Below are 21,484 nucleotides of genomic sequence, written 5' to 3'. Positions count from 1 at the left end.
GGAAATCCGCCGGCTTCTCCTGCCGGCGTCTCCGCAGGATCGCTCGACAGGGATCGCATCGCCCGCATGGCCGCCGAAGCGCAAAAGAAATCGCCCGACCCGGCCGCCGCCGACGGCGGCGTCGCCGCCCTGCCGTTCGAGGCGGCGCTCGCCGAGCTCGAACGCATCGTCGACCAGCTCGAGAAGGGGGCCGTCGGCCTCGAAGACTCGATCGCCATTTTCGAGCGCGGCGAAGCCCTGAAGGCCCATTGCGCGCGCCTCCTCGACGACGCCGAAAAGCGCATCGAGAAGATCACGCTCGGGCCTGACGGGCGCCCGAGCGGCGTCGCCCCGCTCGACGTCGACTGACGGCGCGCGTCGTCCTTATGCAGGCGAGGGCGCCTGCCCCGCGCCAAAAGCCGGCGCGGCGCGAAAGGCCGTTGCGGCGCGGCCGCGGATCGGCGAAAACCGCGCGCCTGCGGAGGAACGCGCGATGACCAGCACGACCAGCGCCTATGTGATCGAACCGCCGAAAATCGCCGCCGTCGCCGTCGCGTCCGGCGGGCTGTTTCCCGTGCGCCGCGTCTTCTGCGTCGGCCAGAACTATTCCGAACATGCGCGCGAGATGGGCTCGAACCCCGAGGTCGATCCGCCCTTCTTCTTCATGAAGCCCGCCGACGCCCTCATGCCCGACGGCGCGGTCGTGCCCTATCCGCCGCAGACGAACGATTTGCAGCATGAGGTCGAACTCGTCGTCGCCTTTTCGGGCGGCGGACGCGACGTCGCGCCCGAAGACGCCGAAGCGCTGATCTTCGGCTATGCGGTCGGCCTCGACCTCACGCGCCGCGACCTTCAGGCGGCGGCGAAGAAAAAGGGCCGCCCGTGGGACATGTCGAAGGGCTTCGACCATTCGGCGCCCTGCGGCGCGATCCTGCCGCGCGCCGCGGCCGGGGCGATGGCCTCGGGCGCGATCCGCTGCAGGGTCAACGGCGCGCCGCGCCAGTCCGGCGACCTCGCGGACATGACCTGGAAAATCCCGCAGATCGTCGCCTTCCTGTCGGCGCTGACGGAGATTTGTCCGGGCGACCTGATCTATACGGGCACGCCCGCGGGCGTCGGCCCGATCCTCCGGGGCGACGACGTGGAGGCGACGATCGACGGCCTGCCGCCGCTGACGGTCAGGATCGGGTGATTTCTCACGGCTGCTGCGGAAAGCTCCAGTCGAAGCGTCCGTCGCGGATGCGCGCGCGCTTGTTGTCGCCGCCGAATTCATCCTCGGTCGCGCTGTGGCCGGCGCGCCCGCCGGCGATCATGGCGCGGATGACGGCCTGCTTTTCGGCGGCGAGCTGGTCGGGGCTCATGGAGAGGCGCGCCGCGCTCGCCTGCGGACGGTAGAAGCGATGGCGCCCGGTGGCGCTCACCCTGAACAGCGCGGCGACGTCGCGCCCGTCGACGGTCGGCGTGCGCCCATGGCGGATCTGCCCGATCGCGGCCGAGGCCGCCGCCGCCGAAACGCCGAACTCGGCGCGCAGCGAGGTCCAGCCGACGCGCTCCATCAGATCCTCGGCGTCGGCGGGACGCACGCTCGACGGCCAGTTCTGCGAGCCGACGACGCGGCTGATCGCCGACGCCGGGACGGCGACCGCGAAGCTCTCGAAATAGATCGTCGCGCCGCGAATGCTCATCAGGCTCACGCCCGGCGCGTGGATGTGCGATTCGAGCTGGTAGTAGGCCCCGCCGGCGGGCTTGGTGAAGACCATGCCGGTGTGGTTCGGCCCGCGCACCTTGGTCGCCGTGTTGATGTAGGAGCCGCCGCTTCCGTCCGGCGCGTAGATGAAGAACTCGTTGCGGAAGCTGTGGAACTGGGCGACGTCGCCGCGCTCGACCGCCGGCGCCGCGACCTCGCGGCCCCAGGTGTAGGGAACGCCGCCCTGGCCGATGTGCAGCGCGCGGTCGTGGTCGAGCGCGCGGGCCTCAAACAGCGCGGCGTAGATCCAGTGCGTGCATTCATTGCCGACGCCGGCCGGATTGTTGGTCATCTGGTGGACGCCGAAACGGGTCAGAAGCTGTTGCTTGGTCGCGTCGATGTCGGTCATGGCCGCCGCCTGGGAGATAAGGATGCGGACAAGCCTAACCGCGCGGCGCGCGAGCCGTGGTGCGCGCCGGCACGGCGGCGCGTCCCGGCCTTCGCGGCGCGTCCTGCCGGCGGCGTTCAGAGCGTCTTCAGAAATCCGGCGAAGCGCATCAGCCCTTCGGGCCAGGGGCCATGGCCCGATTCGACGTTGAGATGGCCCGACTGGCCGGCGTCGACGAGTTCCGCGCCAAGCGTTCCGGCCAGCCGTTCGGCGTCGGCGTAGGACGAATAGGGGTCGTCGCGGCTCGCCACGACGAGCGCCGGGAAGGGCAGTCGTTCGGTCGGCGTCGCGGCGAAGGCGCGGTCGACCGAGGGCAGCGTCGCGACCGTCTCCGCCGAGGGCGGGGCGACGAGAAAGGCGCCGGCGACCGGCAGCCCCTCGAGCGCCTTCGCCGAATGGGCGACGACGAGGCAGCCGAGGCTGTGCGCCACGAGAATCGTCGGGCGTCCGTCGCGCCTGATTTCGGCCACGAGCCGCGTCCGCCAGCTGTCGAGGCGCGGGCGGTCGAAGTCCTCCTGCTCCAAAACGCGCGAGGTCGGCAGCCTGGCCGCCCAGCGTCGCTGCCAGTGGTCCGGCTCCGAGCCGCCGAGGCCCGGCACGAGCAGGATGTCGGCGTCGGCGGTCCTCATCGGCTCAGGCCGGCGTCCGCGCGCGCGACGGTTCGAGCGCGGCCGAAAGCTTGCCGAGGAAGGTTTCGTAAAGCCCGGCCTCGAGCGCCTCGAGGCGCGGCGCCCGCGCCTCGAACTCCGGGTCGAGGGCGGCGAGCTCGCGATTGACGTCGGCGAGGTGCTTTTCTTCCTCCATGAGCAGGCCGGCGATGCGTCCGGCGAGCGGCGAATCGCCGAGCGCCGCCTTGTAGACGCCATAGACGTCGAGCGCGCGGCGCTCGATCAGCCAGGTCACGTAGCAATAGACGACGCGCGAGCGCTCGGCGTCGGGCAGGGCCGCAAACACCGCGTCGCAGCCGGCGTCGAGCGACTGGAAGTAGTCTTCCGCCTCGTCGCCGCAGAGCATGGTGTCTCGCGCATAGGTCTCGAAAGCCGCGCCGCCGACCTTGACCGCGAGCTTCTTGAGGCCGAGCGCATGGCGCCCTTCTTCAAGGGCGTGGGTCAGGAGCTCGGTCGAAACCACGTCGGCGCGCTGGCTTTTGACGATCTTCCGGAAGCCGACATATTCGAGATAGGAGAAGGTGTTGAGCCAGCGCGCATGAAGTTCGGGGTCGGCGGCCACCGCGGCGACGGCGGTTTCGAGGCGGGCGTCCTTAGGCATGGGCTCTCTCTGCTGGTTTCGTGTCTTTTCAGACGATCCTGCGGGCGCGAACTTCAGGCGCCCTGCCCGAACACGCGCGCGAAAATCATATCGACGTTTTTGAGATGATAGCCGAGATCGAACAGCTCTTCGAGTTCGGCGTCGGACAGTTTCGCGCTGACGTCCCTGTCGGCGCGCAGCAGGGTCAAAAAGTCGCCCTCGCCGCGCCACACCGGCATGGCGTTGCGCTGCACATAGGCATAGGCGTCCTCGCGCGAGACGCCTTTCTGGGTCAGCGCCAGCAGCACGCGCTGCGAATGGATCAGCCCGCCGAGCCGGTCGAGATTCTTCTTCATGTTGGCGGGGTAGACGAGCAGCTTCTCGATCACGCCGGTCATGCGATGCAGGGCGAAATCGAGCGTCACCGTGGCGTCGGGGCCGATCATCCGCTCGACCGAGGAATGGGAGATGTCGCGCTCGTGCCAGAGCGCCACGTTCTCCATGGCCGGCAGGGCCATGCCGCGCACGAGCCGGGCGAGGCCGGTGACGTTCTCGGTCAGCACCGGATTGCGCTTGTGCGGCATCGCCGAGGAGCCTTTCTGGCCTTCAGAGAAATATTCCTCGGCCTCGAGCACCTCGGTGCGCTGCAGGTGCCTGATCTCGATCGCGAGCCGCTCCAGCGAGGAGGCGACGACGCCGAGCGTCGCGAAGAACATGGCGTGGCGGTCGCGCGGAATGATCTGCGTCGAGGCCGGCTCGACCGCAAGGCCGAGCTTTTCGGCGACATGCGCCTCGACGCGCGGGTCGATGTTGGCGAAAGTGCCGACGGCGCCCGAGATGGCGCAGACCGCGACCTCCCTGCGGGCCGCGACGAGCCGCTCGCGGGCGCGCGAAAATTCGGCGTAGGCCTGGGCGAGCTTGAGCCCGAAGGTGACGGGTTCGGCGTGAATCCCGTGCGAGCGGCCGATGGTCGGGGTCAGCTTGTGCTCGTGGGCGCGCTTTTTCAGCGCGGCGAGCAGGGCGTCGACGTCGTCGATCAGAATGTCTGAGGCGCGCGCGAGCTGCACCGAAAGGCAGGTGTCGAGCACGTCCGACGAGGTCATGCCCTGATGCACGAAGCGCGAATCGGGGCCGATGAATTCGGCGAGATGGGTTAAAAAGGCGATCACGTCATGCTTGGTGACGCGTTCGATCTCGTCGATGCGCGCGACGTCGAAAGCGACGCCGCCGGCCTTGTCCCAGATCGCCTTCGCGGACTCCTTCGGAATGACGCCGATCTCGGCGAGCGCATCGCAGGCGTGGGCCTCGATCTCGAACCAGATGCGAAAGCGCGTCTGCGGCTCCCAGACGGCGGCCATCTCGGGGCGGGAATAGCGGGGGATCATCAGGGGCTCCCGTGTGAAGGGAGCGCTCTAGCATGCAGGCCGGGCGAAAGGCAAAGCCCGCGCGACCCGGGCCTCACGCGCGCGAGGCCCGAGACGATCGACAGGCTTACAGCCAGTAGGGCTGAAGCGCGCCCACATGCTGAAAGGCGTATTTCGTCGCTTCGAAGATGACGATCGCAAACATCAGCGAGATGAAATTGCCGATCGCATAGCCGTAGAAGCGGATGAGGTTTTCAAGGGCGACATGACCTTCGGCGGGCTGTGCGGTCTGGGGCGGGATGGTCTGGGGCGGGATGGTCTGGGTCTGTGCGGTCTGGGGCAGGATGGTCGGCGTCTGCGCGTTCGGCGTCTGGAGGTCTGCGCCGGTCGGCGCGGCGATCGTCAGCCATCCGTTGAAGGCCTTGAAAATCAGCACGCTGGTCAGGATTCCGGTCAGGCCGGAAAACAGCGCGTAAAGATAGAGCGTCTGCTCGACGACGCCAACGGCGGCCGAAAGCTCGACCTTGTCTTTCAGGCGCAGAAACAGATGGTTGCGCGAACTGATGAATTCATGCGCGAAGATGTTCGTATAGAGCGTGATGACCTTGCTGACGACGCCGGTCGCGTTGACCAGAAGGACCAGAACGAAGGCGCCGAAAAAGGCGTAGACCTGAAACGGGGGGGATTGCAGCGCGTGTTGCATGGCGGTCGCTCAATCGGTCGATTCGCCGCATGAATTATCGTCGCGCTTTTCCTGACGACAAGACGAAATGCGCCGGGCTTTCAGCCAAAGGCGTCGCGCCAGGCCGGCTGCGCGCCCGCGAACGGCAGCGCCGTCGCCTCGAAAATCCCGCGCGCGATCGCCCGCGCCAGGCAGTCGGCGGCCAAGGCGCCGATCTCGGCCTGATCGGCGAGGCTTGGCGGCTGCCGCGCCCGCGCGGTCGCGGCCGAGAACACCGTGTCCCCGTCCATCGCCGCATGGGCCGGGCGCAGCGCGCGGCCCATGCCGTCATGGGCCATCACCGCGAGGCGCTTGACCTGCGCCCGCGTCAGCGCCGCGTCGGTTGCGACGACGGCGATCGTGGTGTTGCGCGGCTCGACGCTCTTGATCTGGAAATCGGCCTCAGGCCACACGGCGGGGCAGCCGAGGCCGCCGAACTCCGCGCCACGCTCATGGGGCGCGGCCCAGAAATGCGGCCCGTCGGCGACGGTCGCCGAGCCGACCGCGTTGACCGCCACGAGCGCGCCCACCGTGAAGCCGGCGGAGGTTCTCGCGCTCGCCGAGCCGAGCCCGCCCTTGAAGGTGGCCGTCGTCGCGCCAAAGCCCGCGCCCGCCGTGCCGAGCGCGAAGTCTTCCGCGGCGACGGCTGCGGCGTCGAAGCCGAGCCGCCAGTAGACGGCGTCCGAAAAGCTCTTGTCGCCGCCGTTCAGCAGGTCGAACAGGGCCGCGCCCGGAACGATCGGCACGCGGACGCCGCCGACGGGAAAGCCGCGGCCTTGCGCGCGCAGACAGGCGATGACCCCGCCCATGGCGTCGAGGCCGAAGACCGAGCCGCCCGACAGGACCAGCGCGTCGACGCTTTCGACCGTGAAGCCCGGTTCGAGCAGCCCCGTGTCGCGGCCGGCCGGCGCGCCGCCATGAACCGCCACTGAGGCGATCGCCGGAGCGTCGAACAGCGCCGCCGTGACGCCGGAGGCGAGATTCTCGTCCTGCGCCGAGCCGACGAGAACGCCGGCGACGTCGGTGATGAGGTTGTTCACGAAGCCGCCTCAGGTCTCGCTGTAGCGCGCCGCGACGTCGCGGGCGATCCGGCCTCCCTCGCGCAGGAAGCGCGCGATGACGGCTTCGGCGTTGCCGCCGCAGCTGCGGTAGGAGGCTTCATAATCATGGAACGCGCGGTTGAAGGCGCCGGCGAGCCGCTCCTTGCGGTCCGGCGTGCGCGCTTCGGCCTCCAGAAACGTCTGCATGCGGGCGCGCCAGTTCTCTTTCGAGCCGCACAGGTCTTCGAGATAGGCGAGCGCGCCCAAAATCTCGGCGAGGCGCAGGACTTGGGGTTCATAGGGCGGGGGCGGCGGCTCGGGCGGAGGGCCGGCGGGCTCCTTCTTCGCCTCTCTGGGCGTGGCGGGCCTGGCCTCTTTCTTCGGCCTGGGCTTTGCGGCCTTGGGCGCCTCGGCGGGGGGCTGCGCCTGCTCGGCCGGCTTCTGCGGGGTGAGAAAGGGAATGTGCAGCCAGTCCGGCAGCTGCGCCGCGGCGGGCGCGGCGAAGGCGAGCAGGGCGCAGGAGAAAGCCGCGAAAGCGGCGGCCGCGGCGCCATATCCGTGCGCTGGAAAATTTCGCGTCATCGTCCGGCCCGTGAGCTTGCGTGAAAAGCCTAGCCGCTTTCGTCGCCGGCACAAAGCGGGGCCTTACGCGTCGCGCGCCGCCCGGAGCGCGGCCGCGCGCGACAGCACCTCCTCGGTGAAGGGCGTGCAGGCGAGGCCCGCCAGCCGTTCGGGGCGCGCCCAGACGATTTTTCCGGCCTCGGGCCCGGGCGTCCCCTCGCCCGAGATCCAGTCGCCGACGAAGGAGGCGATCACGAAATGCCGCCGCGTCCTTCCGTCCGCGTCGCGCTCGATCGACTGCACGTGCCGGTTGAAGGCGACGACGCGCGCCGTGACGCCGACCTCTTCAAAAAGTTCGCGCAGGGCCGCCGCTTCGAGCGTCTCGCCGGCCTCGACGAGCCCGCCCGGCAGCGAATAGAGCCCGGCGTAAGGCGGATTGACGCGCGTCGCGAGCAAAACCTCGCCCGCCCGGAAGACGGCGATCGAGACCGCGAGCAGGGGCCGGGCCGGATAGAGCCGCCCGTCGGGCGAAGACGCCGTCACGGATAGAGCCGCTCGGTCGTCCATGGCTCTGCGGGCGCGGCGCGCCGGAACACGAGACGGTCATGCAGGCGAAACGCGCCGTCGGCCCAGAATTCGATCTGCGCGGGGACGATGCGATAGCCGCCCCAATAGGGCGGGCGCGGCACCTCGCCGACGGCGTATTTCAGCGCATATCTGGCGACCGCCGTCTCGAGCGCGAAGCGGCTCTCGAGCGGGCGCGACTGCCGGCTCGCCCAGGCGCCGATGCGGCTTTCACGCGCGCGGGAGGCGAAATAGGCGTCGGACTCGGCGCCGCTCACGGGCTCGACCGGGCCGCGGAAACGCACCTGCCGGCGCAGCGACTTCCAGTGCAGGACGCCGGCCGCCTTCATGCAGGCGGCGAGCTCCTGTCCCTTGGCGCTTTCGGCGTTGGTGTAGAACACGAAACCCTGCGGCGTCGCCTCCTTGAGCAGCACCATGCGCACGTCGGGCAGGCCTTCGGCGTCGACGGTCGCCAGCGCCATGGCGTCGGGATCGTTGATTTCAGACGTTTTCGCCTCATTGAACCATTCGGCGAAGAGAGCGAAGGGGTCCTTCGCGCGGGTGAAGTCACCCCCCATTAACTTGTTCAAGGCTAGATCTCCGCGACGGCAACTTTTTCGCGAGCGTTCGGCCCGTGGCGCTTTTTGTTCGGCTTTCGCGCCATTATCACCGATCGACCCGCGTCTCCAGCGCGGACCGGTCCGGCGCGGCGTGGCGCCATCTTCTGTCGCGCCTTCTGGCGGCCGGCGCGCTGGCCGCCGGGCTCGGCGGCTGCGCCGTCTCCATGCAGGTGGCGAAATTCTCGCTCCCCGACGACGACGCGACCGGCTCGATCGCCGCCTCTCCCTTCGACGCCCTGTTCGACGCCGAGGACTGGCGGCGCGCCCGCGCGGCGCTCTCGACCGCGCTCGACCCGCAGGGCAATGGCGCGGAGGTCGGCTGGAACAATCCCGAATCGGGCGCGCGCGGCGCCTTCGCGCCGCAGGGCTCGCCGTTTCCGGTCGACGGCCAGGTCTGCCGCAAGTTTCGCGGCGACGCGCGGCGCAAGGACAAATCCGAAAAGGCCGAAGGCACCGCCTGCGCCGACAAGAACGGCGACTGGGCGATCGTCAGGGCCCGCCCGCTCGCCAAAGGCTGATTTGCGATAGAGCGCTGATTTGCGATCCGGCAGCCGGCTTGCGGCCAAAGCGCGCTGCGGCGCCGCAAAAGCCTGCGCCTGCGCGCCGGCGAGGCTTGCGCCGCGCCCCGGCCTCCCCCATTTTGACGGCGGGAACGACATTTTCACGACAAAGCCTCTCGTCGGAAAACGGCGTTCGTCATGACGCCGGCTCCGTCATGAGACTGTTCTTGTCATGAGACTGTTCTTGTCATGAAGCGGTCCTTGTCATGAAAAGATCCTGGCCGCGAAAAACTCCGTCGCGCGGCGCCGGGCCCGCGCCGCGGACGCGGGCCGGCCGGGCGCCGCAAACGAGCTCGAACGATGCGTGATCCTCAGAATGCGTGACCCCTATACTGTCCTCGGCGTGACGAAGGGCGCCGACGCGGCGGCCATCAAATCCGCCTTCCGCAAGCTCGCCAAGAAATTTCACCCGGACCAGAGCACCGAGCCGAAGGCCAAGGAGAAATTCTCCGAGATCAACACGGCCTATGAAATCCTTGGCGACGAGAAGAAGCGCGCCGCCTTCGACCGCGGCGAGATCGACGCCGAGGGCAAGCCGCGCCATCCGGGCTTCGAGGGGTTTGGCGCGGGCGGGCCCGGCGGCTTCGGCGGACGCCGGCCGGGCGGCGGCTTCGAGGGCTTCGAGTTCAATTTCGGCGGCGCGCGCCCGGGCGCGGCCGGAGGCTTCGACCCGGGCGACATTCTGAACGAGATGTTCGGCGGCGCCGGCCGCCGGGGCCGCGCTTCTTCCGCGCCGCCGCCGCCGCCGCAGCGCGGCGAAGACGCCGTCGCCGCCGTGACCATCGGCCTCGCCGAGGCGGTCAAGGGGACGACGGCGCGCGTCGCCCTGCCGAGCGGGCGCACGCTCGAGGCGACCATCCCCGCGGGCATCGAGGACGGCAAGCAGATCAGGCTCAAGCGGCAGGGTCACCAGAGCCTCGTCGGCGGCGAGCCCGGCGACGCCATCGTCACGGTCAGGATCGCGAAGCATCCCTTCTTCCGCGTCGACGGCAAGGATCTCCGGCTCGACCTGCCCGTGACCCTCTATGAGGCGGTGCTCGGCGCCAAGGTGAACGCGCCGACGCTCGACGGCATGGTCGAGCTCGCCGTGCCGGCGGGCTCGAACGGCGGCCGCACGCTGCGGCTGCGCGGCAAGGGCCTGCCTCATGCCGCAGGCGGCGCGGGCGACCTGTTCGTGACGCTGCGCATCGTGCTGCCCGACGAAAGCGACCCCGATCTCGCCGCCCTGATGCGCAAATGGGAGGCGCAGAAGCCCTATAATCCGCGCGCCGACCTCGGCTAGCGGCGATGCGGCGGCTCGTCTTCGAGGAGCCTTTTTCGGGCGCCGCGGTCGCGAGCCGCAGGCTCGCCGCCTTCGCGCTGGCCGTGGCGGCGATCGGCGTCTTCGCCTCGCGCGCCGGGCTCGACCCGCCGGCGGCGTTCGCCGTGCTCGGCGGCTCGATCGGCTTCGCGCTCGCCGCCGTCGTCTGCGCGCTGGCGGGGCTTGTCGTCGTGTGGCGCACCGGCCGCCGCGGCGCCGGGCGGGCGGGAACGGGCCTCGTGCTCGCGGCCCTGCTGCTCGCCTATCCGGCCTATATGCTGGCGCGGGCGGCGCAGGGGCCGCGCCTGACCGACCTTTCGACCGATCTCGCCGATCCGCCCGCCTTTTCCTTTTCACGCGCCGCCTACGCCGCGCGCGGGGCGCCGCCGCCGACGCCGCCGGCCTCAGCGCGGGCGGAGCAGGCCAAAGCCTATCCGAAAATCCTGCCGATGCTGCTCGACCTCGACGCCGACGACGCCTTCGCCGCGCTGCGCCGCGCCGTCAAAAGCGCCGGCTGGAAGGTCGTCGAGGCGGTTCCGCCCGGCGGGCGCATGGGGCTCGGCCATATCGAGGCGATCGCCGCGAGCCCGATCCTGGGGCTGCCGTCCTATGTCACGGTCAGGCTCAGGCCGGTCGTCGAGCAGAGCCGCGTCGACGTGCGTTCGGCCTCGCGCTTCGGCCCGATCGACTTCGGCGTCAACGCCCGCAACATCGCCGCCTTCGAGACCGCGCTCGAGGCGGCGGTCGACCACAAATGAGCCTCACGCGAGGCTGAAGCGGGCGTCCGCGTCATAAGGGGCGCCCTCGACCCTGACCACGCCGCGCCCGGCGAGCTCTTCAAGATGGGCGAGCGTCGACAGGCCGGCCGCGCGCAGAAGCGGCGCGTCGAGGCCCGGATAGACCGCGGCGACGATCTCGTCGACCCGGGCCGCGCCCTTTTCGAGACGCGACAGGATCGCGAGCTCCCGCTGGCGGCGATGATGCCGCAGGGCGCGCAGCCGCCGCTGCGGCTCGGCGACGGGCCCGCCATGGCCCGGCCAGTAGACGACGTCGTCGCGGCCGCGCAGCCGGTCGAGCGAGGCCATATAGGCGTCCATCGAGCCGTCGGGCGGGATCACCACCGAGGTCGACCAGCCCATGACGTGATCGCCCGAAAACAGCGCCTTCTCCTGCGCCAGCGCGAAGGCCAGATGGTTCGCCGTGTGGCCCGGCGTCGCGATCGCCGTCAGCGAGAAGGTTTCGCGCTCAAAACTCTCGCCGTCGAGCAGCGCGCCGTCCGGCGCATAGGCGAGGTCGTGCACGGCGTCGGCGCGCGCGGCCCCGGTCGGCCGGTGCGGCGCGCAGCCGAGCAGGGGCGCGCCCGTCTTTTCGCGCAGGAGCCGCGCGGCGCCCGAATGATCGGCGTGGGTGTGGGTGACGAGAATGGCGGCGACGCGCTCGCCCGCCGTCGCGGCCAGCAGCGCCGCGACATGGGCGGGATCGGCGGGGCCGGGGTCGATCACCGCCACCTCGCCGCGCCCCACGACATAAGAGCAGGTGCCGGTGAAGGTCATCGGGCCGGCGTTCGGCGCGAGCACGCGGCGCACGAGCGGCGAAAGCTCCACCGCGCGCCCGGCCGGCGCGCTGAAATCGCGCAGGAAGGGCGGCGCGGCGCTCATGGCGGCGCCTGAGGCTGCGGGCGCGCGGCTATTTCGCCTGCGGACCGGGCGGCGGCGGAATGACCGGCGTCGAATTGGGATGAGGGACGGGAGCAGGCTGGACGATGCCCGGGTCGACCCCGGGCGGCGGCTTGACGACGCCGTTCGTCTCGTCGAGCCTGTCGCTCAGGCTCTCGCTGCGGCCGGAGCGCAGCGGCTCGTCGACCTTCTCGGGAATGGCCTGTTTCTGGGGAAGGGCGTTCGGCGTTCCCGGCGCGCCGGGGGCGGTCTGGGCCTGCGCCGCGCCCGGCGCGAACGCGAACAGGGCGAGGCTTGCGGCGAGCGCCGCGGCGCTCGGCGCCCTGTCTCGTTTCTTCGTGTCTCGTGTCATGGCGAGGTCTCCTGAACGGGTCGGGCCGGGCGGCCAACGCCGCCGCCGCGCCGATCGTTCCGCGCGCCTCGCCCATGGTCAGGCTTCCTGCGCCTGCGGCGCGCGTTCGGCCGCGACCTGCTGCGCCATGCGCTTTTCTTCGCGCCGCACCAGCACGATGGCGGCGACGGCGGCGGCGACCACCACGCCGAGCGCGATCAGGCCGAGCGGGCCGCTGACGCGATGCATGGCGTCGCCGAAGAGATAGGCGCCCGTTCCCATGATCGTGGCCCAGACGAGGCCGCCGGTGGCGTTGAAGAACAGAAACCGGCCCCAGGCGTACTGATTGACGCCGGCGAGCAGCGCGGCGAGCACGCGCAGGAACGCGACGAAGCGGCCGAAGAAGACGATCTTGCCGCCGTGCTTCTCGAACAGATACTGGCCGAGCAGCAGCCGGTCGGGCGGCAGATGGATGAACTTGCCATAACGCTGCAGAAGTCCGGCCCCGAACTTGCGCCCGACCCAGTAGCCGACATTGTCGCCGAGAATGGCGCCGGCGGCGGCCGCGGCGACGATCCACACGACGTCAAGCTCGCCCGTCGCCCCCGCATAGCCCGCGGCGAGAAGAAGGACGGTTTCGCCGGGCAGGGGGACGCCGGCGCTTTCAAGCAGCACGATGAGAAAAACGGCCCAGTAGCCATGCTGGGCGATCAAGGGCTGGATCTGCTCGATGAACACGAAGGCTCCTGAAACGGATGCGCGCGGACGCTAGACGGCCATGTCTTCGGGAGGCGACGGCGGCGGCCCGCCCTGCGCCCTCAGGCGCGCTTCCTGGGTTTTATAGAAGCGCCATATGAAAGTAAAAAACGCCGCAGCCAGGGCGAGGCCGACGAAGCCGACAGGCCCCGTCAGCCGGTGCGCCTCCTTGCCGAAGACATGGCCGAGAACGCCGAAAAGGCTCGCCCAGACGATCGCCGCGGCGGCGTTGAACAGAAAGAAACGGCCGGGGTCGAGCCGCATCGCGCCGGCGAGCAGGGCGGCGTAGGCGCGCAGGAAGGCCACGAAACGGCCGAAGAAGACGATCTTGCCGCCATGGTCGCGGAACAGGCGCTCGCCGATCGCGAGCCGCTCGCGGCTGAGCCCGATCCTGGGCCCGTAGCGTTCGAGCAGCGGAAGGCCGAGCCCGCGCCCGATCCAGTAGCCGAGATTGTCGCCGAACATCGCGCCCGCCGCCGCGGCGGCGATGACGCCCGGCAGCGGCAGGGCGCCGGGCCCGGCGTGCGCGCCCGAGGCGACGGCGGCGGCGAGCAGGAGCGTTTCGCCCGGAAACGGCGCGCCGGCGCTTTCGACCGCGACGCCGAAGAACACGGCGAACAGGCCGTAATGTTCAAGGAGGGCGAGGATCTGGTCGAGCGCAGGCGCCAGGGTCAAGTGAGCGTCCGCTCGCGAGAAAGGACGGGCCGAGAGGCGAGCCTAACCGTCTTCCTTCCGGCGGCCAAGCGGAGCCGCAGGAGACGGGAGCGGGCGCGCCTTCATTCCGCCGCGACCGCCTCGACCGGGTAGAAGGCGGCGCGGCGGAAGCGCACCGGAACGCGCTCGCCCGGGCGCAGCGACGCCAGAACCGGCGCCTCGGCTTCGAGCCGCGCGCGCGGCGCGAAGGGAAGCGCGATCTCGGCGCGACGCGCAGCGCCGGCGCGGCGCACCGACACGATCTCGGCCTCGACCGCGTCGGGGCCGTCTTCGCCGATGACCACGTCCTGCGGCCGCACGAACAGGCGGCCCGCCCCCCAGAGCGTCCCGGCCGCGGCGTGCGGCTGCGTCACGTCGAGCGCGCGGTCGCCGAGGAACAGCCGGCCTTCGCGCATCTGCGCGTCGAGGGCGCTCGATTCGCCGATGAACTCATGCACGAAGGCGGTGGCGGGATGGTCGTAGATTTCGTCGGGCGCGCCGATCTGCTCGATGCGGCCGCCGTTCAGCACGGCGACGCGGTCGGCGAGCTCCATCGCCTCGTCCTGGTCGTGCGTCACGAAGATCGTGGTGTGGCCGGTGCGGTCATGCAGCTCGCGCAGCCAGCCGCGCAGCTCGCGGCGCACCTTGGCGTCGAGCGCGCCGAAGGGCTCGTCGAGCAGCAGCACGCGCGGTTCGACGGCAAGCGCCCTTGCGAGCGCGACGCGCTGGCGCTGGCCGCCCGAAAGCTGGGCCGGGCGGCGCTTCTCGAAGCCCTTGAGCTGCACGAGCTCGATGAGCTCATGCGCGCGGCGGCGGATCTCGGCCTTTGACGGACGGTCAGCGCGGGCGCGCACGTCGAGCCCGAAGCTGACGTTCTCCTCGACCGTCATGTGCCGGAACAGGGCGTAGCTCTGGAACACGAAGCCGACGCGGCGCTCCTGCACGCTCGCGCGCGAGGCGTCGAGGTCGCCGAAGAAGACCGCGCCGGAATCGGGCGCGTCGAGCCCGGCGATGACGCGCAGCAGCGTCGTCTTGCCGCCGCCCGAGGGGCCGAGCAGGGCGACGAGCTCGCCCGATGCGACGGAAAGGCTGACGTCGCGCAGGGCGGCGCGCCCGGCGCCGGGGAAGGTCTTGACGATGTTTTCGGCGCGTATCCGCATGGGGTCTCCGCCCGGACGTTGGGGTGGGTCTTTAATTGCCGGACGCGCCGGCGACGGCTTCGAGCGCGGCTTTCAGCACAAGGGTCGCCATGGCCAGAAGCGCGAGCAGGGTGGAGACGGCGAAGGCCGCCGAAATCGCGTATTCGTTGTAGAGGATCTCGATCTGCAGCGGCAGCGTGTTAGTCTCGCCGCGGATGTGGCCCGAGACCACCGAGACCGCGCCGAATTCGCCCATGGCGCGCGCGTTGCAGAGCAGGACGCCATAGAGCAGCGCCCATTTCACATTGGGCAGGGTGACGCGCCAGAAGGTCGAGAAGCCGCTCGCGCCGAGCGAGAGGGCGGTCTCCTCGTCGGCCGTCCCCTGGTCCTCCATCAGCGCGATGAGCTCGCGCGCGACGAAGGGGAAGGTCACGAAGACGGTGGCGAGCACGACGCCCGGAACGGCGAAGACGACGTCGACGCCATGCGCCGAAAGCCAGGGGCCGAACAGGCCCTGCGCGCCAAACAGCAGCACGAACATCAGGCCTGCGACGACCGGCGACACCGAAAAGGGCAGGTCGATGAGCGTGACGAGCAGGCTGCGGCCGGGGAAGCGGAACTTGGCGACGGCCCAGGCGGCGGCGAGGCCGAACACGACGTTGGCCGGCACGGCGATCGCCGCGACGAGCAAGGTGAGCTTCATGGCGGCGAGCGCGTCAGGTTCGACGAGCGCGGCGAAATAGGCGCGCAGGCCGTTGCGGAAGGCCTCGGCGAACACCACGACGAGCGGAAAGAACAGGAACAGCGCGAGAAAGCCGAAGGTCAGGGCGATCAGCGCGAAAGCGAGGAGCGGGCTCTCGGCCGTCGCGCCGCTCTTGGCCACGCGGCTCTTGGCCACGCCGCTTTTGGCCGCGCCGCGTCCGGCGCGTCTCGCATGGGCCGCGGCGGCGGCGGGCTCGGACAGGGCGGCGCCCCAGGGGCCGGCGTCGGTCATTTGCCGAACCTCCGGCGGCTCCAGGACTGGATCAGGTTGACGGCGAGGAGAATCAGGAAGGCGATCGCCAGCATCCACAACGCGACGGCGGTCGCCGCCTCATAGTTGAACTCCTCGAGCTTCACGACGATGAGCAGCGGCGCGATCTCCGACACGAAAGGCACGTTGCCGGCGATGAAGATGACCGAGCCATATTCGCCGACGCCGCGGGCGAAGGCGAGCGCGAAGCCGGTCAGGAGCGCCGGCAGCAGGGCCGGCAGCACGACGCGGGCGAGCGTCTGGACGCGCGTCGCGCCGAGCGAGGCGGAGGCTTCCTCGACGTCCTTCTCGAGGTCGAGGATGACGGGCTGCACGGTGCGCACGATGAAGGGCAGGCCGACGAAGACGAGCGCCACGACGACGCCCGCCGGCGTGAAGGCGACCTTCCAGCCGAGCGGCTCGACCAGGCGCCCGATCCAGCCCGTCGGCGCGTAAATCGCCGTCAGGGCGACGCCGGCGACGGCGGTCGGGAGCGCGAAAGGCAGGTCGACCGCGGCGTCGAGCAGGCGCCGGCCGGGAAAATCATAGCGGGTCAGCGTCCAGGCGACGATGGCCCCGAACACGACGTTGACGGCGGCGGCGACGAGCGCCAGCGTGAAGCTGGCGCGCAGGGCGGCGAAGACGCGCGGCTCGATCCCGATCTCCCAGACGCCGGCAAGGCCGAGCCGCCCGCCGGCGAGCGCCAGGGCCGCGAGCGGCGCCAGCACGACGAGGCCGAGATAGGCGAGCGTGTAGCCGAGCGAAAGGCCGAAGCCCGGCAGGATCGAGCGGGGCTTGAGGGACAGGCTCGTCGACGACACGGCGGAACTTTCGGTTCGGGCGGCGCGGGCGCTGCGGTTTAGTCTGTAGAATAGATATTCTCTACAGAAAGAGTGGAATTAAGCTAGCCGAGAACCCGGACGCCTGCAAGGCCCTTTATACACATAATTTATGTGTATAAATCAATTTATCGCATTTTATGTGGATATAGACTATATCAGCAGCGCCGACGCCGCGACGCGCCGGCGCGACGGCCCGAAAGGAGCGACCCATGAGCGAAGCCGGAGACGCGGACAGGATCACGGAGCGGGCCGATCTCATGGGCGACGCGGCGGCGCGCGCGCTCATCGCCGAAAAGCTCTGGGCGCTCGACCCGCAGCGCCTTTTGCGCTTTGCGGTCGAGGATCTTTTCCCGGGCGGGATCGCGCTGGTGTCGAGCTTTGGCGCCGATTCCGCGGTGCTGCTGCACATGGCCGCGCAGATCGACCGCGCGCTTCCCGTGCTCTTCATCGACACGGGCGTGCTGTTTCCCGAGACGCTCGCCTATCGTGACAGGCTCGTCGAGCGTCTGGGGCTCGCCGACGTGCGCGACGTCGGGCCCGACCCCGACGCGCTCGCGCGCGAGGACCCCGAGACGTTCCTGTGGTCGAGCGACGCCGACCGCTGCTGCGCGCTGCGCAAGGTCGCGCCGCTCGAACGGGCGCTCGGCGGATTTTCGGCCTGGATCAGCGGGCGCAAGCGGTTCCAGGCGGCGACGCGCGCGGCCCTGCCGCTGTTCGAGCTCGACGAAGGCCGCGTCAAGGTCAATCCGCTGGCGAACTGGAGCGCGGCGCAGATCTCCGCCTATCTCGACGCGCACGCCCTGCCGCGTCATGAGCTCGTGGCGCAGGGCTATCCGTCGATCGGCTGCGTGCCCTGCACCTCCAAGGTGCGGCCCGGCGAAGACGCGCGCGCGGGCCGCTGGCGCGGCAGGGCCAAGACCGAATGCGGCCTGCATCTGCGCGCCGACGCCGAGCCCGCGCCGCAGAACGCCCCCGCCGCGCGCTGAATCCCCGCTCCGGAACCCGCCGCGCCCGGGCGGGTTCGGCGGGAAAGCGGCCGGGAGCCGCCTCGCCAGATGGAGCTTCGGATGACGGACGTCCAGAACGCAAAAATTCTCATCGTCGCGACCGACGGCGTCGAGCAGTCTGAGCTGCTCGTCCCGAGACGGAAGCTGGCGGAAGCCGGCGCCGCCGTCACGCTCGCCGCGCCGCATGGCCCGCGCATCCGCGGCTGGAACGAAACGGACTGGGGCGAGGAGATCGAGGTCGACGCCCTTCTCGACGAGGTGTCCGCCGGCGGGTTTCACGTCCTCGTCCTGCCGGGCGGCGTGCTCAATCCCGACCGGCTGCGCCTCGACCCCCGCGTCATCGGCCTCGTGAAGGACTTTCTCGCGGCGGGAAAGATCGTCGCCGCGATCTGCCACGCGCCCTGGCTGCTGATCGAGGCGGGCGTGGTCGAAGGGCGCGAGCTGACCAGCGTCCCCGCGATCCGCGCCGACGTGGTCAATGCGGGAGGGCTGTGGGTCGACAGGCCGGCGGTCGTCACGGGGGGCATGATCACGAGCCGCACGCCGGATGACCTCGACGCTTTCGTGACGGCGATCGTCGCGGAGGTCGAAGGCCAGGCGCTGCTTGCGGGCGAGCCGTTCCGCCGCAGCGCCTGAGGAAGATAAAGGGCGCGCAAAACAAAAAGAGCGCCCGCATGGCGCTCTTTTGGTTCTGGCTCCTGTTCCCGACCCTGGCCGTCTCGCGTTCGGGTCGATGGCGCGTTCGGTTTGCGCGTCCCGCCGGGCTCAGGCTTCGGCCGGCTCCTGGACGAAGGCCTGCTCGACGGCCGGACGGAGAATATGTTCGAGCGCGATGAGGATCGGCTGGTCCGCGCCTTTCATGAGGCGGCGGAGCGCCTGCTTCTCTTCGCCGCCGCAGGTCCGGCCGAATTGCGTGACGGTCTGGGCGGCGAAGGCGCCCATGGACAGGCCGTAGGTGGTGGCTGTGGCCTGCACCTTGCCGGCGAAATCCGAGCCGATCGAGGCGACGGCCGCATGGGCCACCTTCTCGTGTGAGCACGAATGCACGACTTCAGCGATCAAGCACATGACACCCTCGCTTTGATTGCTCGCCTCTCGACTGAACGGCGCGAGCGCCGGAGCGCGCGCGACCAGAAGACGATGGATGAATTCGACGGCGCCGCCATAACGCCTCCGCCACATTAATTAATACTATTCACATTAGGTCGTCAATGTGAATTATTTATGTTGCCTCGCAGCACAACTGTGTGAAGAATTGTGCGGCACACACTTGATTGAAGCGGTTTCGAGGCGGCCAAAGTCTAGTTTAGCTTCAATGCGATTAAAACTTGTCCAACTGAGGTTTTGTCGCTCGTTTGACTTCGTTTGTTCGTGAAGCGAAACGTTTCTCGGCCAAGCTAGATCAAAGCGCAGTGCGCAAAGACACAACTTGCGCTTGATAACGCGCAGGCGGACGCACGGTTCCGGCGAAAATCGGAAAATCCGCGCTCAGGGCGCGGGGGCGGCCGGCGCCGGCGCGGCGGCCGCGACGACCGGGGCAGGGGCGGAGGACGGCGCGGAGCCGAGCGCCGGGGCCGCCGCGGCGGCGGGCGCGAGCGGCGAGAGCGGCGTCGACAGGATGCGGTCGTCGACCGGCCGTTCGCCGAGCACCGACTGCACGTTCGCGTCCTGCGCGCGCGGCGCGGCGATCTGCGCGCCGATCGAGCGGACGGCGTCGGGCGCCGAATAGGCGCCATGGCCGATGAAGATGTCGGCCTCGCGCGTCAGGTCATAGACGCGGACCCCGAGCGCCTCGAGCGCGGCCCGGTCGACGGGGGCCGTGGGATCGAGCGCGCCGAGGCGCGGCCGGTCGCCGGCGAGGGTGCGCGACAGCGACAGCGCGCGGTCGTTCGCCGCCACCAGCACGAACACATGCGAGGGATCGAGCCGCGAGATCTGCTGGCGGAACACGTTGAGGTCGATGTCGGGCGCGGCCAGCATCACGTCGCCGAGCTTCTCGCCGGCGGCCGGGCCATAGGCGATGGCGTTCTGGCGCAGCGCCTCCATGGTCAGCCACGAGCCCATGGAATGGGCGAGGATGTGCACGCGTCCGACGTCCGGCGTCTGGGTCAGCTCGCGGATGACGCGGGCGAGCGCGTCGCGCGAGATGGTCGCGTTCTCCTTGGCCGCGCCATAGTCGAGCAGCGCGTTGGTCGAGGGCCAGGTGAACAGCGCCGGCACGCCGCCGAAGCGCCCGTCCTCGACGATCTGCGCGAGGCGGAAGCGCGCCTCGTCATAGCTCGTGTTGAAGCCGTGCACATAGAGCAGCACGTCGCGGTTCGAGCCGACGCGGCCCGAAAGATGCGTGGCGAGCGTCGTCAGAAAGCCGTCTTCGTCGAGCGGGCGGCGTTTTACGAGCGCGAAATGGCGCGCAGGGTCGGGGGCGCCGATGGACGGGGCCTCGAGCTGGCCGACGCGATGGCCGGGCGGCGTGCTGACGAACTGCAGCGAGAAGCGCCCGACGCCGTCGTTCGAGGCTTCGCTCGCGGGCGGCGTCTCGCCCCTGCGCGTCGAGACGACGAACATCGCCGTCTGGCGCGGGCCGGCGGCCTCGGCGCCGAGATCCCCGCCGCCGCCGCAGCCCGCAAGCGCGAGCGCGCAGAGGCCCGCCGCGGCGAGCGCCGTCGGAAGAAACCTGCGGGCGCCTCGCGCCCGGCGCGCATGCCGCATGCTCGCTTCGCCTCCATGGGCCGTCGGCGGCCCGTCCCTCGTTTGAGCGCGCGGCCTTAACGAAAGGTTTCCGCCGCGGCGCGAAGACATGATCGGCTGTGAACATGTCGCCTTTGCGGCCCACGGGCTTGCGCCGCGCCCGCGCCCGCGCAAAGCTTCGTGAGACATGATCTGTCTCGTCACCGGCTTTGGCGGCTTTCCCGGCCAGCCGCGCAATCCGACTCAGGCCCTCGTCCGCGCGCTGGCGCGGCGCCGACGCCGCCTCCTGCTCGCCGGAATCGAGCTTCGGCTCGCCGTGCTGCCCGTGCGCCGCGACGCGATCCGCAACGCGCTCACGGACGCGCTCGACCAGGCTTCCGGCCGCGCCGGCCCTGACCTCGTCCTGCATTTCGGCGTCGCGGGGCGCAGGCGCGTGATCGGCGTCGAGACGCGCGCGCTGAACCGCGCCGGGCCGTTGCGGCCCGACGCCGCCGGCCGCCGCGCGCCGTCGCCTCTCGTCGAGCCCGGCGGCCCCGCCGCGCGTCGCGCGCTGTGGCCGGCGGCGCAGATCGCGGCGAGCCTGAGACGGGCGGGATTTGCGGCCGCCCTTTCGAACGACGCCGGCGACTATCTCTGCAACGAACTGTTCTATCTGTCCCTTGGGCGCGCGGGCGCGGCCCCCGTCGGCTTCATTCACGTGCCGCCGCCGCGCCGCCTCGGCGGTCCGTCGGCGCTCGCCGAGGCGGGCGTCGCGGCGATCCTCGCGGCGGCGCGCCTGTCAGGCCGCGGGCGCGGCGCGGGCGCCCCGCGGCGGGCCGCGCCAGACGCCCGGCCGGGCGACGCCAGCGCCGGCCGGGCGCCGGAGACGTAGCCTGTGCGGCGCCGGCCCGGGGCGGCCGCAATGGCTCGGGACGCGTTTGCGGCGTGAAAGAGGTTGAACGCGACGAATCGAGAGCCCCTCGCCTGCGCGGCGGCGGATCGTTTCGCTGGTCCTTCGACGCAGCCCCTTCGGCGGCGCTTGCCCGTTTCCGGCCGCCCATGGCTCGATCATCTCAGGAGACGGCGGCCGTCGTCTCCTGATCTGGAAAGGGCTCGCCGACGCCGGCTCCCTGCCGTAGAGCGCGCGCGTCAGGCGGCCATTCGGCCACCGTCACCTCCCTGTCGGCCAGCCTGGCCGCAAAGGCGCGGGAGACGTGGTTCGACGCCATGCGCAGCCAGAAACCGACATGCGCGGCGAGTCCCGGGACA

General features: G+C 70.4%; 27 protein-coding genes. 8 read left to right on the top strand and 19 right to left on the bottom strand.

Annotated features, from left to right (window positions below; all coding sequences use genetic code 11):
- Positions 1–66 precede the first annotated feature (66 nt).
- Complete coding sequence (locus ACILRB_RS08945) at positions 67–348, top strand: exodeoxyribonuclease VII small subunit (RefSeq protein ID WP_395665946.1); 282 nt, start codon at positions 67–69, stop codon at positions 346–348.
- Positions 349–472: 124 nt separating this feature from the next.
- Entirely contained in the window at positions 473–1,171 is a 699-nt protein-coding gene (locus ACILRB_RS08940; protein ID WP_395665945.1) for a fumarylacetoacetate hydrolase family protein, read from the top strand.
- Positions 1,172–1,175: 4 nt separating this feature from the next.
- Here ACILRB_RS08940 and ACILRB_RS08935 read toward each other — a convergent pair whose 3' ends face one another.
- The 9 genes from ACILRB_RS08935 to pdxH form a co-directional block, all read right to left on the bottom strand.
- The gene (locus ACILRB_RS08935) at positions 1,176–2,075 is read right to left on the bottom strand and encodes a hypothetical protein (RefSeq protein WP_395665944.1); all 900 of its coding nucleotides are present in this window, start codon (positions 2,073–2,075) and stop codon (positions 1,176–1,178) included.
- A gap of 116 nt (positions 2,076–2,191) precedes the next feature.
- Positions 2,192–2,743, bottom strand: a complete 552-nt coding sequence (locus ACILRB_RS08930; RefSeq protein ID WP_395665943.1) for an RBBP9/YdeN family alpha/beta hydrolase — start codon at positions 2,741–2,743, stop codon at positions 2,192–2,194.
- A 4-nt stretch (positions 2,744–2,747) separates the two neighbouring features.
- Positions 2,748–3,383 (bottom strand): hypothetical protein, encoded by a 636-nt coding sequence (locus ACILRB_RS08925; protein ID WP_395665942.1) that lies wholly within the window; start codon positions 3,381–3,383, stop codon positions 2,748–2,750.
- Between the two features lie 53 nt (positions 3,384–3,436).
- Positions 3,437–4,747, bottom strand: coding sequence for an adenylosuccinate lyase (gene purB / locus ACILRB_RS08920; protein WP_395665941.1), 1,311 nt, complete (start codon positions 4,745–4,747; stop codon positions 3,437–3,439).
- Between the two features lie 106 nt (positions 4,748–4,853).
- Complete coding sequence (locus ACILRB_RS08915; RefSeq protein WP_395665940.1) at positions 4,854–5,429, bottom strand: hypothetical protein; 576 nt, start codon at positions 5,427–5,429, stop codon at positions 4,854–4,856.
- 80 nt (positions 5,430–5,509) lie between these two features.
- Positions 5,510–6,487 carry a P1 family peptidase gene (locus ACILRB_RS08910; protein WP_395665939.1) on the bottom strand — a complete coding sequence of 326 codons (978 nt, stop codon included), beginning with the start codon at positions 6,485–6,487 and terminating at the stop codon, positions 5,510–5,512.
- A 9-nt stretch (positions 6,488–6,496) separates the two neighbouring features.
- Positions 6,497–7,069: a TIGR02301 family protein gene (locus ACILRB_RS08905; RefSeq protein WP_395665938.1), complete on the bottom strand. Its 573-nt coding sequence runs from the start codon at positions 7,067–7,069 to the stop codon at positions 6,497–6,499.
- A gap of 63 nt (positions 7,070–7,132) precedes the next feature.
- Positions 7,133–7,591, bottom strand: coding sequence for an NUDIX hydrolase (locus ACILRB_RS08900; protein ID WP_395665937.1), 459 nt, complete (start codon positions 7,589–7,591; stop codon positions 7,133–7,135).
- The gene (gene pdxH, locus ACILRB_RS08895; RefSeq protein ID WP_395665936.1) at positions 7,588–8,202 is read right to left on the bottom strand and encodes a pyridoxamine 5'-phosphate oxidase; all 615 of its coding nucleotides are present in this window, start codon (positions 8,200–8,202) and stop codon (positions 7,588–7,590) included. The genes ACILRB_RS08900 and pdxH overlap by 4 nt, the downstream gene beginning before the upstream one ends.
- Before the next feature lie 44 nt (positions 8,203–8,246).
- Here pdxH and ACILRB_RS08890 point away from each other — a divergent pair, with 44 nt between their 5' ends.
- The 3 genes from ACILRB_RS08890 to ACILRB_RS08880 all read left to right on the top strand — a co-directional run bounded on the left by ACILRB_RS08890 (position 8,247) and on the right by ACILRB_RS08880 (position 10,850).
- The gene (locus ACILRB_RS08890) at positions 8,247–8,750 is read left to right on the top strand and encodes an RT0821/Lpp0805 family surface protein (RefSeq protein WP_395665935.1); all 504 of its coding nucleotides are present in this window, start codon (positions 8,247–8,249) and stop codon (positions 8,748–8,750) included.
- 358 nt (positions 8,751–9,108) lie between these two features.
- The gene (locus tag ACILRB_RS08885) at positions 9,109–10,074 is read left to right on the top strand and encodes a DnaJ C-terminal domain-containing protein (RefSeq protein WP_395665960.1); all 966 of its coding nucleotides are present in this window, start codon (positions 9,109–9,111) and stop codon (positions 10,072–10,074) included.
- Positions 10,075–10,079: 5 nt separating this feature from the next.
- Positions 10,080–10,850: a DUF1499 domain-containing protein gene (locus tag ACILRB_RS08880; protein ID WP_395665934.1), complete on the top strand. Its 771-nt coding sequence runs from the start codon at positions 10,080–10,082 to the stop codon at positions 10,848–10,850.
- A gap of 3 nt (positions 10,851–10,853) precedes the next feature.
- On the opposite strand, the gene ACILRB_RS08875 is transcribed toward ACILRB_RS08880, so the two are convergent.
- The 7 genes from ACILRB_RS08875 to cysT all read right to left on the bottom strand — a co-directional run bounded on the left by ACILRB_RS08875 (position 10,854) and on the right by cysT (position 16,520).
- The gene (locus ACILRB_RS08875; protein WP_395665933.1) at positions 10,854–11,750 is read right to left on the bottom strand and encodes an MBL fold metallo-hydrolase; all 897 of its coding nucleotides are present in this window, start codon (positions 11,748–11,750) and stop codon (positions 10,854–10,856) included.
- Positions 11,751–11,778: 28 nt separating this feature from the next.
- On the bottom strand, positions 11,779–12,120 hold the full coding sequence (locus ACILRB_RS08870; protein ID WP_395665932.1) for a hypothetical protein: 342 nt from the start codon (positions 12,118–12,120) through the stop codon (positions 11,779–11,781).
- A gap of 78 nt (positions 12,121–12,198) precedes the next feature.
- A complete protein-coding gene (locus tag ACILRB_RS08865; protein WP_395665931.1) occupies positions 12,199–12,837 on the bottom strand; it encodes a DedA family protein in 639 nt (212 codons plus the stop codon).
- A 30-nt stretch (positions 12,838–12,867) separates the two neighbouring features.
- On the bottom strand, positions 12,868–13,530 hold the full coding sequence (locus tag ACILRB_RS08860) for a DedA family protein (RefSeq protein WP_395665930.1): 663 nt from the start codon (positions 13,528–13,530) through the stop codon (positions 12,868–12,870).
- 101 nt (positions 13,531–13,631) lie between these two features.
- A complete protein-coding gene (locus ACILRB_RS08855; RefSeq protein ID WP_395665929.1) occupies positions 13,632–14,708 on the bottom strand; it encodes a sulfate/molybdate ABC transporter ATP-binding protein in 1,077 nt (358 codons plus the stop codon).
- A gap of 31 nt (positions 14,709–14,739) precedes the next feature.
- Positions 14,740–15,681 carry a sulfate ABC transporter permease subunit CysW gene (cysW, locus tag ACILRB_RS08850; protein WP_395665928.1) on the bottom strand — a complete coding sequence of 314 codons (942 nt, stop codon included), beginning with the start codon at positions 15,679–15,681 and terminating at the stop codon, positions 14,740–14,742.
- Positions 15,678–16,520, bottom strand: coding sequence for a sulfate ABC transporter permease subunit CysT (cysT, locus tag ACILRB_RS08845; RefSeq protein ID WP_395665927.1), 843 nt, complete (start codon positions 16,518–16,520; stop codon positions 15,678–15,680). The genes cysW and cysT overlap by 4 nt, the downstream gene beginning before the upstream one ends.
- 230 nt (positions 16,521–16,750) lie before the next feature.
- Here cysT and ACILRB_RS08840 point away from each other — a divergent pair, with 230 nt between their 5' ends.
- Both ACILRB_RS08840 and ACILRB_RS08835 read left to right on the top strand, forming a co-directional pair.
- Positions 16,751–17,527: a phosphoadenylyl-sulfate reductase gene (locus ACILRB_RS08840; RefSeq protein WP_395665926.1), complete on the top strand. Its 777-nt coding sequence runs from the start codon at positions 16,751–16,753 to the stop codon at positions 17,525–17,527.
- An 81-nt stretch (positions 17,528–17,608) separates the two neighbouring features.
- Positions 17,609–18,184 (top strand): type 1 glutamine amidotransferase domain-containing protein, encoded by a 576-nt coding sequence (locus ACILRB_RS08835; protein WP_395665925.1) that lies wholly within the window; start codon positions 17,609–17,611, stop codon positions 18,182–18,184.
- Between the two features lie 129 nt (positions 18,185–18,313).
- On the opposite strand, the gene ACILRB_RS08830 is transcribed toward ACILRB_RS08835, so the two are convergent.
- Positions 18,314–18,616 carry a hypothetical protein gene (locus ACILRB_RS08830; RefSeq protein WP_395665924.1) on the bottom strand — a complete coding sequence of 101 codons (303 nt, stop codon included), beginning with the start codon at positions 18,614–18,616 and terminating at the stop codon, positions 18,314–18,316.
- A gap of 420 nt (positions 18,617–19,036) precedes the next feature.
- Positions 19,037–20,257 carry an alpha/beta hydrolase gene (locus ACILRB_RS08825; RefSeq protein WP_395665923.1) on the bottom strand — a complete coding sequence of 407 codons (1,221 nt, stop codon included), beginning with the start codon at positions 20,255–20,257 and terminating at the stop codon, positions 19,037–19,039.
- Positions 20,258–20,423: 166 nt separating this feature from the next.
- Between ACILRB_RS08825 and ACILRB_RS08820 the strand changes: the two genes are divergently transcribed.
- Positions 20,424–21,107 carry a peptidase C15 gene (locus ACILRB_RS08820; protein ID WP_395665922.1) on the top strand — a complete coding sequence of 228 codons (684 nt, stop codon included), beginning with the start codon at positions 20,424–20,426 and terminating at the stop codon, positions 21,105–21,107.
- Positions 21,108–21,288: 181 nt separating this feature from the next.
- Here the strand turns inward: ACILRB_RS08820 and ACILRB_RS08815 are convergent, their stop codons facing one another.
- Complete coding sequence (locus ACILRB_RS08815; protein WP_395665921.1) at positions 21,289–21,444, bottom strand: hypothetical protein; 156 nt, start codon at positions 21,442–21,444, stop codon at positions 21,289–21,291.
- Between the last annotated feature and the right edge of the window lie 40 nt (positions 21,445–21,484).

It is taken from the genome of Methylocella sp., from assembly GCF_044226135.1.
GTDB lineage: Bacteria > Pseudomonadota > Alphaproteobacteria > Rhizobiales > Beijerinckiaceae > Methylocapsa.
This window is presented reverse-complemented; position numbering and strand designations above follow the sequence as displayed.